This is a genomic window from Vogesella sp. LIG4, assembly GCF_900090205.1.
Classification (GTDB): domain Bacteria; phylum Pseudomonadota; class Gammaproteobacteria; order Burkholderiales; family Chromobacteriaceae; genus Vogesella.
In genome coordinates, this window is sequence record NZ_LT607802.1 from 1429345 (window position 1) to 1442538 (window position 13194).

The 13194-nt window shown below is 54.4% G+C and carries 12 protein-coding genes; 5 read left to right on the forward strand and 7 right to left on the reverse strand.

Annotated elements, in window-relative coordinates:
• Window positions 1-85: 85 nt before the first annotated feature.
• The 3 genes from PSELUDRAFT_RS06750 to PSELUDRAFT_RS06760 all read left to right on the forward strand — a co-directional run bounded on the left by PSELUDRAFT_RS06750 (window position 86) and on the right by PSELUDRAFT_RS06760 (window position 2010).
• Window positions 86-475, forward strand: a complete 390-nt coding sequence (locus tag PSELUDRAFT_RS06750; RefSeq protein WP_088966121.1) for a DoxX family protein — start codon at window positions 86-88, stop codon at window positions 473-475.
• A gap of 43 nt (window positions 476-518) precedes the next feature.
• Window positions 519-1262, forward strand: a complete 744-nt coding sequence (locus PSELUDRAFT_RS06755) for an SDR family NAD(P)-dependent oxidoreductase (RefSeq protein WP_088968411.1) — start codon at window positions 519-521, stop codon at window positions 1260-1262.
• A 112-nt stretch (window positions 1263-1374) separates the two neighbouring features.
• Window positions 1375-2010 (forward strand): NAD(P)-dependent oxidoreductase, encoded by a 636-nt coding sequence (locus tag PSELUDRAFT_RS06760; RefSeq protein ID WP_088966122.1) that lies wholly within the window; start codon window positions 1375-1377, stop codon window positions 2008-2010.
• Here the strand turns inward: PSELUDRAFT_RS06760 and PSELUDRAFT_RS06765 are convergent.
• The 4 genes from PSELUDRAFT_RS06765 to PSELUDRAFT_RS06780 form a co-directional block, all read right to left on the reverse strand.
• Window positions 2007-2930 (reverse strand): D-alanyl-D-alanine carboxypeptidase family protein, encoded by a 924-nt coding sequence (locus tag PSELUDRAFT_RS06765; protein WP_197693944.1) that lies wholly within the window; start codon window positions 2928-2930, stop codon window positions 2007-2009. The genes PSELUDRAFT_RS06760 and PSELUDRAFT_RS06765 overlap by 4 nt on opposite strands.
• A 216-nt stretch (window positions 2931-3146) precedes the next feature.
• Window positions 3147-5027, reverse strand: coding sequence for a methyl-accepting chemotaxis protein (locus tag PSELUDRAFT_RS06770; protein ID WP_088966124.1), 1881 nt, complete (start codon window positions 5025-5027; stop codon window positions 3147-3149).
• Window positions 5028-5044: 17 nt separating this feature from the next.
• Window positions 5045-6481 carry an amino acid racemase gene (locus tag PSELUDRAFT_RS06775; RefSeq protein WP_088966125.1) on the reverse strand — a complete coding sequence of 479 codons (1437 nt, stop codon included), beginning with the start codon at window positions 6479-6481 and terminating at the stop codon, window positions 5045-5047.
• A gap of 59 nt (window positions 6482-6540) precedes the next feature.
• The gene (locus PSELUDRAFT_RS06780) at window positions 6541-7806 is read right to left on the reverse strand and encodes a dicarboxylate/amino acid:cation symporter (RefSeq protein WP_088966126.1); all 1266 of its coding nucleotides are present in this window, start codon (window positions 7804-7806) and stop codon (window positions 6541-6543) included.
• 282 nt (window positions 7807-8088) lie between these two features.
• On the opposite strand from PSELUDRAFT_RS06780, the gene PSELUDRAFT_RS06785 reads away from it, so the two are divergent.
• A complete protein-coding gene (locus tag PSELUDRAFT_RS06785) occupies window positions 8089-8985 on the forward strand; it encodes a LysR substrate-binding domain-containing protein (protein WP_088966127.1) in 897 nt (298 codons plus the stop codon).
• 146 nt (window positions 8986-9131) lie between these two features.
• Here the strand turns inward: PSELUDRAFT_RS06785 and PSELUDRAFT_RS06790 are convergent, their stop codons facing one another.
• Genes PSELUDRAFT_RS06790 through PSELUDRAFT_RS06800 form a run of 3 tightly spaced genes read right to left on the reverse strand, consistent with a single transcriptional unit; the run spans window position 9132 to window position 12549 of the window.
• Complete coding sequence (locus PSELUDRAFT_RS06790) at window positions 9132-10367, reverse strand: TniQ family protein (protein ID WP_088966128.1); 1236 nt, start codon at window positions 10365-10367, stop codon at window positions 9132-9134.
• A 9-nt stretch (window positions 10368-10376) separates the two neighbouring features.
• The gene (locus tag PSELUDRAFT_RS06795; protein ID WP_197693945.1) at window positions 10377-10742 is read right to left on the reverse strand and encodes a helix-turn-helix transcriptional regulator; all 366 of its coding nucleotides are present in this window, start codon (window positions 10740-10742) and stop codon (window positions 10377-10379) included.
• Between the two features lie 49 nt (window positions 10743-10791).
• Window positions 10792-12549: a TnsD family Tn7-like transposition protein gene (locus tag PSELUDRAFT_RS06800; protein ID WP_088966129.1), complete on the reverse strand. Its 1758-nt coding sequence runs from the start codon at window positions 12547-12549 to the stop codon at window positions 10792-10794.
• Between the two features lie 158 nt (window positions 12550-12707).
• Between PSELUDRAFT_RS06800 and PSELUDRAFT_RS06805 the strand changes: the two genes are divergently transcribed.
• Window positions 12708-12998, forward strand: coding sequence for a DNA-binding protein (locus tag PSELUDRAFT_RS06805; protein WP_231895323.1), 291 nt, complete (start codon window positions 12708-12710; stop codon window positions 12996-12998).
• Window positions 12999-13194: the final 196 nt, after the last annotated feature.

Consider the following 13194-nt stretch of genomic DNA (forward strand, 5'->3'; position numbering starts at 1 on the left):
GGGCGAGAGAAATTGTACGTCGCTAGGCATGTGTCAAAGCCGACGCGAGAAATCTTGCAGGGCAATTACTGTTAAGGAAATTCTCATGACTCGTAAACACGCCTACTGGATCAGCACGACGCTCTTGTGCCTGCTCTATCTAGCCTCTGCCACCTTCTATGCAACCCAAGGGGACAAGGTCCGTCAGTTGCTTGGTGCGCTCGGCTATCCCGGCTACCTCGTACCAGTTCTTTTTGTTGTAAAGGTGTTGGGTGTCATAGCTGTTCTATCTCGTGTTAGTGCAGCAGTTAGCGATCTTGCCTACGCCGGTATGTTCTATCACCTACTGCTGGCCTTCTCCGCGCATATCAATGCCCATGATGGCGTCGGTTTCATTCCTGCCCTAATTGGGTTGGGACTTCTGCTCGCTTCATTCCTTACCCAAAACGCTGCTCGCGCCAAGACGTCACCCTATGCGCCGTCAGTTGCCCGCTGAGGTGATGCAACCTCGTACCACCATGAATTGAATGGAGATCAAAATGAATCGACTCGAAGGAAAAGTAGCCGTCGTCACTGGCGCTGGCCGTGGCATCGGCAGGGCAATCGCAAAGCTGTTCGCAGCAGAAGGTGCCAAGGTCGCAGTTCTCTCGCTTACGCCTGCGAACGTGGATGCCGTCGTTGCCGACATCACCGCCGCCGGTGGCACGGCGCTTGGCGTGCCTTGCGACATCAGCAATGCCGATCAAGTCAAGGCGGCAGTGGATAAGGTTGTCGCCGCCTATGGTGGCATCGACATTCTCGTGAACAACGCCTTCGATCCCACTGTTCCTTTCTCGTCCATCATCGACCTGTCGGTGGAAAAGTTGCAGCGTAATTTCGAGGTTGGCCCGATTGCCTACCTGCGCACGATGCAGGCTTGCTATCCCTATCTCAAGGCAAGCGGCGAAGGTCGGATCATCAACTTCGGCTCGATGGCAGGTGTCGTCGGTCTTGTCGGTTATGGCCCCTACAACATGGCGAAAGAGGCCGTCCGCGCCCTGACTCGGACTGCCGCGCGCGAATGGGGTGCCGATAAGATCACCGTGAATAATGTCTTGCCGGTCGCTGAGACGTGGGGGCCGGATGCCAATGTGCCGGCGCCGACCAATCCGCTTGGCCGCTACGGCTCGCCGGAAGAAGACATTGCCCCTGTTGTCCTGTTCCTCGCCAGCACGGATTCGCAGTTCATCACGGGATCGAGTCTCACTCCCGATGGCGGCTCGATCATCGACAGCGCACGTTGAAAGGCAAGGGAGCAGATGCCGAGAACTGCATGATCGCGGACCTAACAAGGATAGGTATCACTCCCTGCCGATTTCTTACTTTCCCAGAAATGATTTTCCTCAGAGGCACAATATGAAAGTAACCCTTTTCGGTGCGACCGGAAAAACAGGACGATACTTGATCGACGAAGGTCTGAGGCGTGGAGTGGATATGACCGTCTTTGCGCGCCCGAGTAGCCCTTTTGAAAACTCGAACGTGCGTGTTGTGCGTGGCGAGCTAACGGATCAGATTCTTCTGAGAGAAGCTCTTAGCGGTGCGGATGCCGTGTTGTCGGCTCTCGGGCCAACTTCGCCACAACACCCCAAAGACTTGCCGATTACCAGGGCCACACAGACCATCATTTCGGCGATGAAGCAGCAGGGTGTGAGGCGCCTCATTACGGTATCGACTGGCACTGCATCGGACCCTGGCGATGGCTTTGACTGGAAGATATGGCTTCCTGCCATACTTGTCAGGCTTGCTCTGCCGAGCTCTTATCAAGACATTATCGGGCTCGCAAACGCCGTACGGGCTTCCGAGCTCGATTGGACAATGGTCCGTGTAGCCTTATTGAAGACCCGGCCTGCGGCTGACCATCTGAACGTTGGTCTATATGGTTCCACCAAGCACTCGATGACTGTTTCGCGTGAAGACGTTGCCATGTTCATGTTCAATCAAATAGAGAATGGACGATTCATTAGCATGGCTCCTGGTATCAGCTCGCGTTAGAAAGTAGAACGAGTCACCAGCCGGTGTCCCGATCCACTAGAAACGGGATAATCTTTAAAAGAAGAGAACGCATAGTTAAGAAGCTGTTCAGCACTTGATATTCGTTTCTGGGCTGTCGGGGCTCCGAGAACGACCGCAAAGACCCGGCGGGTCACGGGCGGATTCGTTTGCTTTCGTTTTGCCGTTGCAACGATGCAATAGCCCGCAGCCTGGGTATGGCCTGTCTTCAAGCCATCAACGGACGGATCCATGCCCAACAACCAGTTCTTGTTTCTTTTATGGAACTTTCCATATGCAAAATTCTGCACCGATGAATACGAATAGTATTCAGGGAAATCTTTTGTAAGCCGGATAGCTAAGGTTGCAAGATCACGGGCGGTTGAATAATTCCCTGGTGTCGTGATACCTGAAGGCGTGGAATAGTGCGTATGAGTCATGCCGAGCCGCCTGGCCGTTTTGTTCATTTCCTGTTCGAAGTTGGGAAGTGTTCCCCCAACTCGCTCAGCCAGAACGTGTGCGGCATCATTGGCGGAGGCCACAATTAAGCCTTGAACCAGATCTTTGATCTGCACCCGCTGACCAGGTGCAAGGTACATTTGAGCTTCGTCATTGCCGACATCGCTGATATCAGCTGCGCTGACTACCACAGTCTCATTCCAATGTAATGTCCCACGCTTTAATGCATCAAGTACGATGTATGCCGTCATGAGCTTGGTGAGAGAGGCCGGTTGACGTTCTGCATCAGCATTATGCTCCAGCAATGTCTGCCCAGACTCGCCGTCAATTATCATCCATGAGGTGGCTTGGATATTGGCTGGTGGCTGGGCCGACGCAATTCCAAATGCCCCTATCGAAAGCAATGTAATACCAAATTGGACAAGCGAAATACGGTGAAAATAAGTTGAAACTGGCTTCTTCAATCTATGGGCCTTAGAAAAAAGTCATTGTTGGATAAAAACAGTAGCTGTGCTGAGCGAGTAAGGCACGGCCAAGGTAGCGATGAACGGAATGAACGAGAGTGACGCGACGCTATGTTTCGTTGAAGGGTGCCGTTACCACAAGCGAGGCACGAACCACACTGACCATTCCTTTTCTAGCGTGCATCTGCACAAACAACGCAGCGGTGGTTGGTGGTCTCATAATCTGAAGCTAGCGACCATTCCTTTCAACTGATCGGCCAGTTCGCCTTGGTTCTGGACGATGACACTAGACTGACGGATAGCGGCGTCGGTTTGTTGCGCCATCGTATTGATGCGTTCTGCACCTTGTGCCATCACCGTCGTGGCCGCACGCTGCTCGTCAGTTGCACACGCGATTTCTCCCATGCGAGTTACCATGCCCTGTGTCAAGCTGCGGATCGCGGCGATCTCTTCAGCGGCATTGCGCGATAGCTCCACTCCTTGGCCCACAGACTTCTCCATGCTCCCCATGCGTAGCAGCGCTATCTGTACATCCTCGTGAATCGAGCCGATCACGCTACCGATCTCGATAGTGGCCCTGGCGCTGCGTTCGGCCAATTTTCGTACCTCGTCCGCCACTACAGCAAAGCCCCGGCCCTGCTCACCTGCCCGTGCCGCCTCGATCGCCGCGTTGAGTGCCAGTAGATTGGTTTGGTCGGCAATTTCCTTGATCACGATAACGGTGTCACGGATTCGTTCCGAGCGTCCCCCCAGGCTATCGAGCACCTCCGCCAAGGACTGGCATTCAGTGGCGATGCCGCCGATCTCGTCGGCTACCCTCACGACCGCCGAGGCGGAATCTCGCGAACTGTTATCGATCTGTCCGACCAGTTCACGGGTATCGCGCACATGGTCTGAAATCTGCGTGATACTGACAGTGATCTCTTGGATGGTGGCCGAAGTGCCAGCTAGCTCGGCGGACTGCTGGCACGAATCGCCTGAGATCCTTTGTGCGGTGGAGATTAGGCGCCGTGAGTCACTGGCCAGCGTCTCGGCTTGGCTGCGCACTGCTACGAACATCTTGTGCAAACGCTCGGCAAACTGATTGAAGGCGGCCGCGATCTGGCCCACCTCGTCAGTACCGGTCACTGGCAGGCGCTGAGTCAAATCGGCATCGCCGCCGGCGATCGCCTGCATGGCCCGCTCCACTTCGCCTAGACCGGTTAACAGACGGCCAACTCCAAACCAGGCCAGGGCGACCAACACGATGACAAGCGCCGATGCCGACGCCACCAACGTCCACAATAGGCCGGTCAGTGGCGCATATGCAGCATCGCGGTCCAACACGATACCGAGATACCACTCGGTACCGGTAATTGGCACGATCTTCAGTAGGCGCTTGTGCCCATCCAGCTCAATCGTGGTCAGCGCTTGGGCGGTTTTGCTTGCCATGGCATCGACGTCAACAATGGCCGGGAGGTAATGGCGGATCGGCTGCGAGAACGCTGCTATCTGCGGATATCCAATCAGCTTGCCGTCACGTTGTACTAGGAAACTGAACCCGGCTACCGGCAGCTTCAGCGAGAGGACGCTGGAGACGATATTACCGAGTTCAACATCGCCCCCCGCTACCGCTTGAACCTGCCCGCCAGCCTTGTATGGTGCAGCAAACGTCACGACCAACTTTTGTGTGCTCTTGGCGATGTACGGCTCAGAAATCACTGTCGCGGCAGTTCTCTGCGCTGCCACATACCATGGCCTCACGGTCGGGTCGTAGCCGGGCGCAGGCTGTTTGTCGACCGAGTAGACTATGCGGTGGTCAGCGTATCCAACATAGAACAGACTGAATCCACCGGCTATGGCCGCCTGCGCCAGATGCGGACGCAACGGCACCACCCCAGGCAGATAAGGCAATACCGATTCGGTCACCTGCTTGCGGCTTTGAACCCAGTTGGCGATATCGCGACTATAGCCGTTCAGGGTCATGGCCAACTCACGATTTAGCCCTGCGCTGACTTCACGCTGCATACGCAGGTAAGCAATAGCGGCCACCAAGGAGGTGCACAACAGGATGACGGCGACGATAAACAGGATAAAACGGGCACGCAGCGAAGCCATGGGACTCCTCTTGCAAACTAATGAGCGTAGGCAAGCTCGACACAGCGCCGGGCTAGGATCTCGGTCGGATCGATCAGCGCTACCGTACTGTCGCCCAATTTGAAACGCTCACATTGAGGGAGTATCAGCGGCAACTCTGTGCAGCCGAGGACCAACACTTGGGCACCAGAGTCGGCAAGGTGTGCAGCTGCTGCCAGCAGTTCTTCCTTGCAACGACCTGTGGTATAGCCAGCCTTGACCCCTTGCTCGCCATAGATGGCTTCCATTACCAGGTTCTGATGGGTTGGATCGGGAATGAGCAGCGTAAGGCCGGCGGCGTCTGCAATGGTGTGATAAACCCGGCTTTGCACCGTACCGGAGGTAGCCAGCAGTCCTACAGGCCTCGCGGTGCCGTAGTGCTTACGGATATACCCGATCGTCTCTTCCAGCATGTGAACCACAGGCACACTCAGGTAAGGTTGGATGCTGGGAACAAAGGCGTGAGCGGTGTTGCACGGAATGGCGATGGCATGGGCTCCGTCCGCCTCCAAACGCTTGCAGGTGGATAGCATGGCCACGGTTGGGTCGGTCTCTCCGCGAAGCAGATTGGCGGTGCGATCGGGAATCTGAGGATTCTGTTCCACCACCATCTTGATGTGATCCTGGTCGCGGGTGGCCGGTGTGTTATGGATAACCTTATTCATGAAATCGACCGTTGCCGCCGGCCCTACACCGCCGACGATCCCCAGCTTGAACGGTGCCGATGTAACCTCCCTTTGATGAAGTAAGGCATATTCGGCATAGATCTCATTAATATCTGCTAATGCAATGCCAAACCTCTGCATTTCGGCTGCTACCATGGCTAGCTCTGTAAACCCTGGCAGTAGCAGATCTGCTTGTTGCTCCTGCAACTGATGGCAGGCCCGGCTTACTAATTCGATTACAGCTTTATCAGCCCCGCCTACCTGTAAGCCACGAGTACCGTATACGGCCTCCATGAGTCCTTCTTGTTCAAGGGAAGAAGGGTAGATCAGTTGGTAATGTTCGCCAAAATAGCGCTCGAACAGCCCCGCATGGCGCACATAGTCAGATGTCAGCACCCCAAGCCGGCTACCAGGCGCTATCCGGGCTGCAACATACTGGGAAAGTGCATCCATCATATCCAGCACGGGCGCCTCGAGTTCGGTCTGAATCTCATCGCGAAACACGTGGCTGGCGAAGCACGGAAGTAAGATGGTATCCACGCCACGTTGGATCAGGGTACGGCCAGTTTCAAACACATAGAGCTTACGTGCGATAACATTACTGTCTTGTTCCAGTGAAGTACCGGCTCCACGGAAAGGGTGCTGTTCGAGCAGGAAATGTAGTTCCGTCTCTGCGTGACCTGCGGTATGCGCTTTCAGCAACTTACCGAACAGGTCGGCGCCAGCCAGCGCGCCCAGCCCGCCGATGATGCCCAGGGTTCTTTTGTTCATGATCGTGACGACTTAGCGAAAGAAGGCGGCCGCATCAAGCGGCCGCACAGGGTTAAACATCAGGTGCGGGCTTCCGCCGGTTGAACAATCTCTTGTGGGTTCTGCTCACCTTCCAGCTTGGCAACCACGGCAGTGGCAAGGCTATTGCCCAGCACATTGGTCGCAGTGCGTCCCATATCAAAGAACTGGTCGATCCCCATGATCAGCAGCAGCCCCGCTTCCGGCAGATGGAACATGGGCAGGGTTGCTGCCACAACCACCAGCGAAGCACGTGCTACACCGGCCATTCCTTTGCTTGTCACCATCAGTACCAGCAACAGAACCAGCTGCTGAGTAAAGCTCAAATTAATGTTGTAAGCCTGGGCGATGAACAGTACGGCAAACGCCTGATACATCATCGAGCCATCCAGATTGAACGAATAGCCAAGCGGCAGCACGAAGCTGGAAATACGCTTAGGAACACCAAATTTCTCTAGAGAATCGATGGTTTTCGGGTAGGCGGATTCGCTACTGGCAGTCGAGAACGCCAGCATGATCGGTTCACGAATATGCTTCAGAAGCTCACCAACCGACTTGCCGAGAAACAGATAGCCCACTGCCAGCAAAAGCCCCCACAGTAGTGCCAGCCCCAAATAAAACTCGCTGATCAGTTTGCCGTAGCTCAGTAACACCCCAAGGCCCTGTACCGTGATGACAGCCGCCATGGCGGCAAATACGCCAATCGGCGCCAGACGCATCACGTAGTCCGTGATGCGGAACATGATGCGCGCCAGTTCATCGATGCATTTGTCAAACGCGGTATGCCCCTGACCTTTGACAAAGCCGAGCGCAGCCCCGAAGAACAAGGAGAACACCAGGATCTGCAGGATTTCATTTCCAGCCATGGCTTCTGCAATGCTTTTGGGGAAAACATGCGTGATAAAGCCCCTGAGATTCAGATCTGCTGTTTTCAACCCCGCACTTGCAGCAGCATCCGGCAGTACCAACTGCATGTGATTACCAGGCTCAAACAGATTGACCAGTGCCATGCCGAGCAGAAGGGATGCAACGGATGCGCAAATGAACCACAGCATGGCTTTGAGGCCGATGCGACCAACCGCACTAGCATCCCCCATGCTGGCAACACCGGTAACCAGGGTGGCAAATACGAGTGGAGCGATGATCATCTTGATCATCCGTAAAAAGATGTCTGTCACTATGCTGAAGTAGCCGGCAATATCCTTGGCGGCCTGCGCGTCAGTGGAAAAGCTGTGGCATAGGTAACCAACCAGAACGCCCAGAAGCATTGCCACGCCAATCTGGCGAGTCAGTTTTTGGGTGTTCATGGCCGCCCTCCCATCAGTACTTGGTGACAGACAGAGCGTGAACCGTACGGGCCGGTCTCGGCGGGTAAAAATTTTTTTGGAATATTCATGACAGACTCCTGTGTAGGCGCATGCGGTGAGTGCGCCATTGAATTCTAGAGTCGGACTAGAAGCTCCTTGATGAGGATGGCTCATGTCGCTATGCGGATTCGGAATAGCTTTTTTTGTGCGCTAAACAGATGATTTAGGATGAGTCTGGTATCGATTGACCAAGCCGAGGTGTAGCAGAGGGGAGTAGGGACGATGTATATCAGATGGATAGATGACCTCCTGGCTCTGGCCGAAACCAAAAGCTTTTCACGGGCAGCGGAAAGTCGTCATATCACCCAATCGGCGCTATCACGTCGTATACGATCCTTGGAGGAGTGGGTCGGGGCAGATTTGGTCGATCGGGGTATCTACCCCCTGGAGTTGACGCCAGCAGGTAAGCTTTTCTGTGAACAGGGGCGAGAGGCGCTGCAATTGCTGCTGAGTGCTAGGGCGGAAATTCGCCAGGAAACTCGCATGCCTGGTAAGGCCATCCAGATTCGGGCCGGGCATACGCTGTCAATGACCTTCCTACCTAAGTGGATGAAGCAATTCCATTTTCATCATGGGCAGTTTAATACTCGCGTAGTGGCTGAAAATGTGCTCGATGCTGTGACCGCGCTCTCGGAAGGTAGCTGTGACCTGATGTTCTGCTACCATCACCCTCTTACCCCCATTCTGCTAGACCCGGAAAAGTTCGAGTATCTATCGTTAGGGCATGAAGACTTTATCCCTGTCACGGCGCGGCTACCTTCGGGGCGTCCTGCTTTCAGTTTGCCAGGGCGGAAAACGGCACCAATCCCATACCTGGCGTACACCTCCACTACCTTCCTGGGGAGAGTTGTTGAGGTGATTCTGAAACAGGCGCCAGTTGAGCCCTTCCTTGAGCGCTGCAACGAAGCGGATATGGCCACGTTGCTGCTGAACATGGCCCGTGAGGGTTATGGGGTGGCATGGGTACCAGAAAGTGCGGCGGTTGACGCCTTGCAAAAAGGGGAGCTCGTCTACGCAGGCCAAGATGAATGGCATGCTAGGCTCGAAATCCGGGTCTATCGCGCTATCAACAATTCCAATGCGGCTCTGCAGGAGTTATGGCAGTCCTTGCAAAGGTAATGCACGACGTAAAAGAGTACTTTATTTACGGCTAGACCATCATCAGCGCCGTCACTACATTCCCAGTCTCAATTATTACGAGCTATTCCGAAGGAGAGAGAAAACCTTGCGGGTCGTTGCTTTTTGGCAAGGCTCCAAGCCAATACTTATCCGAAGTTGTTTGCCAAAATTTTTGCAAACGTTCGCCAGTCTTCTCCGGGGAGCCCCATACCGCCTTGTTTCTCCCATTGATTCTTCATCGCGCCTCCCCAAGCTTTCAGCTCTGCAGGACTGGCATACGATAGCCTCTCAAGAACGAAGTGTCGTTCTGCTGCTGGTACGCCAGCCGCGGTAGGTAGACCATAGCGTTCTCGATACTTGTAAGCGGTACGAGATGAGCACTTCAGATGTCGGGCCATGTGCGATACATTTCCACTGGCTTCAACAAAGATGCGAACGAACGCAGCTATCGATTTGAACGGGTCATCCGACAGTAGCTCAGCATCAGGTTTTGATGCTATTTCAACCTCTACGGTTACTTGTCGGAGGTGATCGACTCCTTCAAATAGTGCAGCCAGGATCATTGCGATGGCCTGTCCTGATGCACCCTGCCCAAAAAATGCCGCGTCGATCTCTAAATGCCTTCCCTGATAGCTCGGGGATAGCAGTGCTGGGTAATGCTTTTCTAGCCAGTCCACCGGGAATTGGGTCTTGATGTGCCGACTGAGAGAGGAGTCCGGCGCTTTCTTTTTTATATCTCGTGTAATCCCTAGCGCTTCGCACCGTGTCTTGACTGGAGGGATGAGTTCTTTAGGGGAAATTCGCTCTGGTTGGGAGAGCAGCCAGGTCGCAAATTCATGGTACCGAGTGACAGTGGGATGGTCCCAAGAGGGAGTGGATTCACGAGTCGGTGCGACATGTAGAAAATGATATTCCGGCGGAAGTAGAAAACCGTCGGTACCTTCGGTACGGAGTAAGGGTGTTTTATGCTTAATGCAAATGTCAACACCCGGCAGTTGATGTTGTCGTTGCCACCATCCAATTTTTTTCTCTTCCACGCATTGCTGGCAGGCCCGCGCTGCTTTGAGGAGTGGGCCATCAGCAGGTTTAAGCCAGCGGCGAATCAAGGGCTGATAGGTTAGTTCTGAATGTTTCTGACCAGGATAGGCGTAGTGGAACGGAATTAAGGTATGGCGCGCCAGATACTGCTCCGGATGCATGGCCAGCTGTTCCGAGAAGTAAAGAAGCTGTTGGCGGTCTTCGTTTCGTTTTCGGTGGTCCTGGGCCGAACCCAGGGTATAGCGAAGTAGCGCGCTAAAGCTTGGTATGCCGTTCAGGAACGCGATCCTGCCCGCATGGCCCAGTCCAAGTTCATCTGGATGCGGCTTCGCCATTATGAGCATGGGGACACCTTATTCATGATGCAGATGTGGGGGAACGGGGTGCAGCTGAGCCAAGCTTCGAATCACTTGTGCAAGGGCATGAGCGTGGGTAGCTGTGCCATCCCATACTTCTCCAAGTGCTGCCATCAGTTCACGATTTGTCCGGACGTCTGGCTTGTCCGTAATGGCTAGCTTAGATTCTGCATAAATGCATAGCTTGTTGAGTAGCTTGGTTCGACGCGTAATTTGCCCTGACAGCACCCTGCTGACTTGGGATTGGTTTACGCCCATCGCCATCGCAAGTGCTGTCTGGGTGATGCCTGCTGCTTTGAATAGGGATGCCAGCTCATGGGCTTTCTGCTTGGGGTCGTCAGGGTGCATATCCTGATTATGCATAAAATCCTCATAAATGCATAGTTGTGGCGCGGGAGGAACCGTGCGAATGCTAGCCGTTGGGAAGCAGGCCACTATCTTGCTGACGGCGAGCCTTGGTTACTTGCTGGATAGCCTGCACGGTCAGTGGTAGGCGCGCCAAGGTACCTAGCCGCATGCGTAGAAGAGGAAGCTGTTTGTAGAGCATCTGCAGGCTGATACGTTTCAGATCTGGAGAGGCATTTATGATGTCCAGAGCGGCTTGTTTAACGAGCTGAGCAAGCTCTACATCACGTTCATCCCAGGCGATTCTGGGTGAAGAGTACTCGCGTGGTTTTGACACGGAATGCTCCTGCAGCCAAGCGCGATCATTGCGATACAGCCAGGCAAATGTCGCCGGTTCGAGTAGCCGGAGTGTCTTGGTATTGAGCTCGGGGTTAGCCTCATACACGGCTAGCCAACTCTGGCGTGCTTTTGCTTTGGCCATGTCATTCCTTACTGCGTGCCATCGTGCTTGTAGACCCGGCGTTGTACGCAAAATGGTGGTGATGGTGGAGACGGAAATGCCATGCTTTGCCGCGACGATAGCCTTGTCCTCCCCAGTCTCCAGATCCAGGATCAGCTGTACATAGCGCTCTGCCTTCAATTTCTTTGGACGTCGCTTGTAGGCCAGACCGTGGCCTGCAGCACAAACAAGAAATGTCTTGATGTCTACTCCGGCCGATGCGGCTGCTTCCCGAGCCGAGATTTCTGCATTGGCAAAGCGATTCAGCAGAGCTGGGCTGCTTTCAGTCTTCCTCTGCTCAGGTGGCGGAGTCTGGGCTTGGCAATCGATTGTTGGTTCCGTCCACGCATCGCACTCGGAGAGAAATATCTCCGGTGTGGGGTACAGCCAGCTGATGATGGCCAATTGATGCAGAGGGTGTCGGACAAATCGCGGAACTGACAACATGTGGCGCAGATGTTGTTCGGCCGCGAGTGATGTGGCCGGCAATGGGGCTAACTCGGGTACCACACGCAACTGAGCGCAATGAGCCAAGTAGCTGGGTATTGCCAAACTGATACGCGGCCTCCCTGTTTTGGTAGCGTACCCCGCGGCAACCAGCGCTCTTGCATGGCAGTGCACAACAGACGCAGGGGAAAGCACTTGGTAAAGGGAGCGGTTCCCCAGCGCCAACGCACCGCGGGCAAGTCTGACTAACGCATCGTTCTCTTGGACTGGGATAGGCTGCCCGATGGTATTGCGGGGGGCATCCAGTTCCGCTTCTGCCGGTAAAACCCACTCAAATCGACCGACCCCGTTCGCTTTGTGCTGGGCTTCCAATAAGGGATCGCCGTGGATGGGGCAAATCCATACCCCAGGTAGCTGATGGCATCGGTGCCAGTAGGCGACATAGTGATGGGCTACGTCATCTCTCATGCATTGAGGGCAAGCTTTTAGCGGAAAGTGGGCACGGAACTGAGAGGTAACCAAGCCGAGTTGGAATTTCAGCTGCCCCAAGCCGGAAGAACGAAGCTGTCTGAAAAGCTGGTCAACGCTAGATAGCGGCTGAAAGGCGACCAAGATCGGGGCGATAGTGTGATTTTGCAGGATTGAAGCAATATCACCCAACACTCCACCTGTCGCCTGAACGAAGTAATCCAGTGCACCGGGCAGGTCATGGCTTGTCCCCGCATGAGGGTGGCCAAACAGCATATTCCCCGTACTGCGGCTCAATGGATTGCATGATAGCCAGTGGTACCGACTGGCCCAACTGAACAAGGTCTCGTCCGGTAGCCATGCTGGGCATGATCCCTGCCCGTCTGGGGATTGTCCGATTCTGTTAGTCACGTTGGCGATACCAGTCGAATCAATTTACCTGTTAGATATATTTATTAATACTGTGAGTTTTTAAATCTTTTGCTTGTCAATTAATTCACGATAGTCCATAGTTGTACGGTGTAAAGGCATGAACGAATCGACACACATCTGATCAGGTGTGGACAAATTTGAAAGACTGGAACGGTATGCAGACGCGTACGCTGCAGGAAGTACGGCGGGCTTTCGAGGAGCATGGACTGACCGTCGCTGAATGGGCGCAGGCCAAGGGCTTCAAGCAGGACATGGTATATGCCGTCTTGCTGGGACGAGCGAGGGGTCTAAGAGGCGAGGCGCATAAGATTGCGCTGGCACTCGGGCTGAAAGGACCGGCCCAGACAGAAAGCCCGTTAGTGTGGCTTTCGGAGGAAGAATCGAACGAAGTGACTCAGGAAAAGGAGACCCCTATGGCTGATGGATAGCATTTTGAGCCAGGGAAAAGCACAAGGGCCGCAAGCTGTTGGCGCAGCAAAACGGCCCTTCTGGGTGTGCAGATCACTTTTGAGTGGGATCTGCTTACATCCTCATCCACAACGCAGCCTTTGTCAAGGCGGCGTTGTCGGTCTGCTTTTTCCTTCTTGCAGAAAAAAACGGTTGCCGCCCTCCCCCTGAGAGGAG

Coding starts and splice junctions, on each gene's coding strand:
- PSELUDRAFT_RS06790 (WP_088966128.1), bottom strand. CDS start 10,367: ATGCTCATAATGGCGAAGCCGCATCCAGATGAACTTGGACTGGGCCAT.
- PSELUDRAFT_RS06770 (WP_088966124.1), bottom strand. CDS start 5,027: ATGGCTTCGCTGCGTGCCCGTTTTATCCTGTTTATCGTCGCCGTCATC.
- PSELUDRAFT_RS06760 (WP_088966122.1), top strand. CDS start 1,375: ATGAAAGTAACCCTTTTCGGTGCGACCGGAAAAACAGGACGATACTTG.
- PSELUDRAFT_RS06795 (WP_197693945.1), bottom strand. CDS start 10,742: ATGCATAATCAGGATATGCACCCTGACGACCCCAAGCAGAAAGCCCAT.
- PSELUDRAFT_RS06785 (WP_088966127.1), top strand. CDS start 8,089: ATGTATATCAGATGGATAGATGACCTCCTGGCTCTGGCCGAAACCAAA.
- PSELUDRAFT_RS06750 (WP_088966121.1), top strand. CDS start 86: ATGACTCGTAAACACGCCTACTGGATCAGCACGACGCTCTTGTGCCTG.
- PSELUDRAFT_RS06775 (WP_088966125.1), bottom strand. CDS start 6,481: ATGAACAAAAGAACCCTGGGCATCATCGGCGGGCTGGGCGCGCTGGCT.
- PSELUDRAFT_RS06780 (WP_088966126.1), bottom strand. CDS start 7,806: ATGAACACCCAAAAACTGACTCGCCAGATTGGCGTGGCAATGCTTCTG.
- PSELUDRAFT_RS06755 (WP_088968411.1), top strand. CDS start 519: ATGAATCGACTCGAAGGAAAAGTAGCCGTCGTCACTGGCGCTGGCCGT.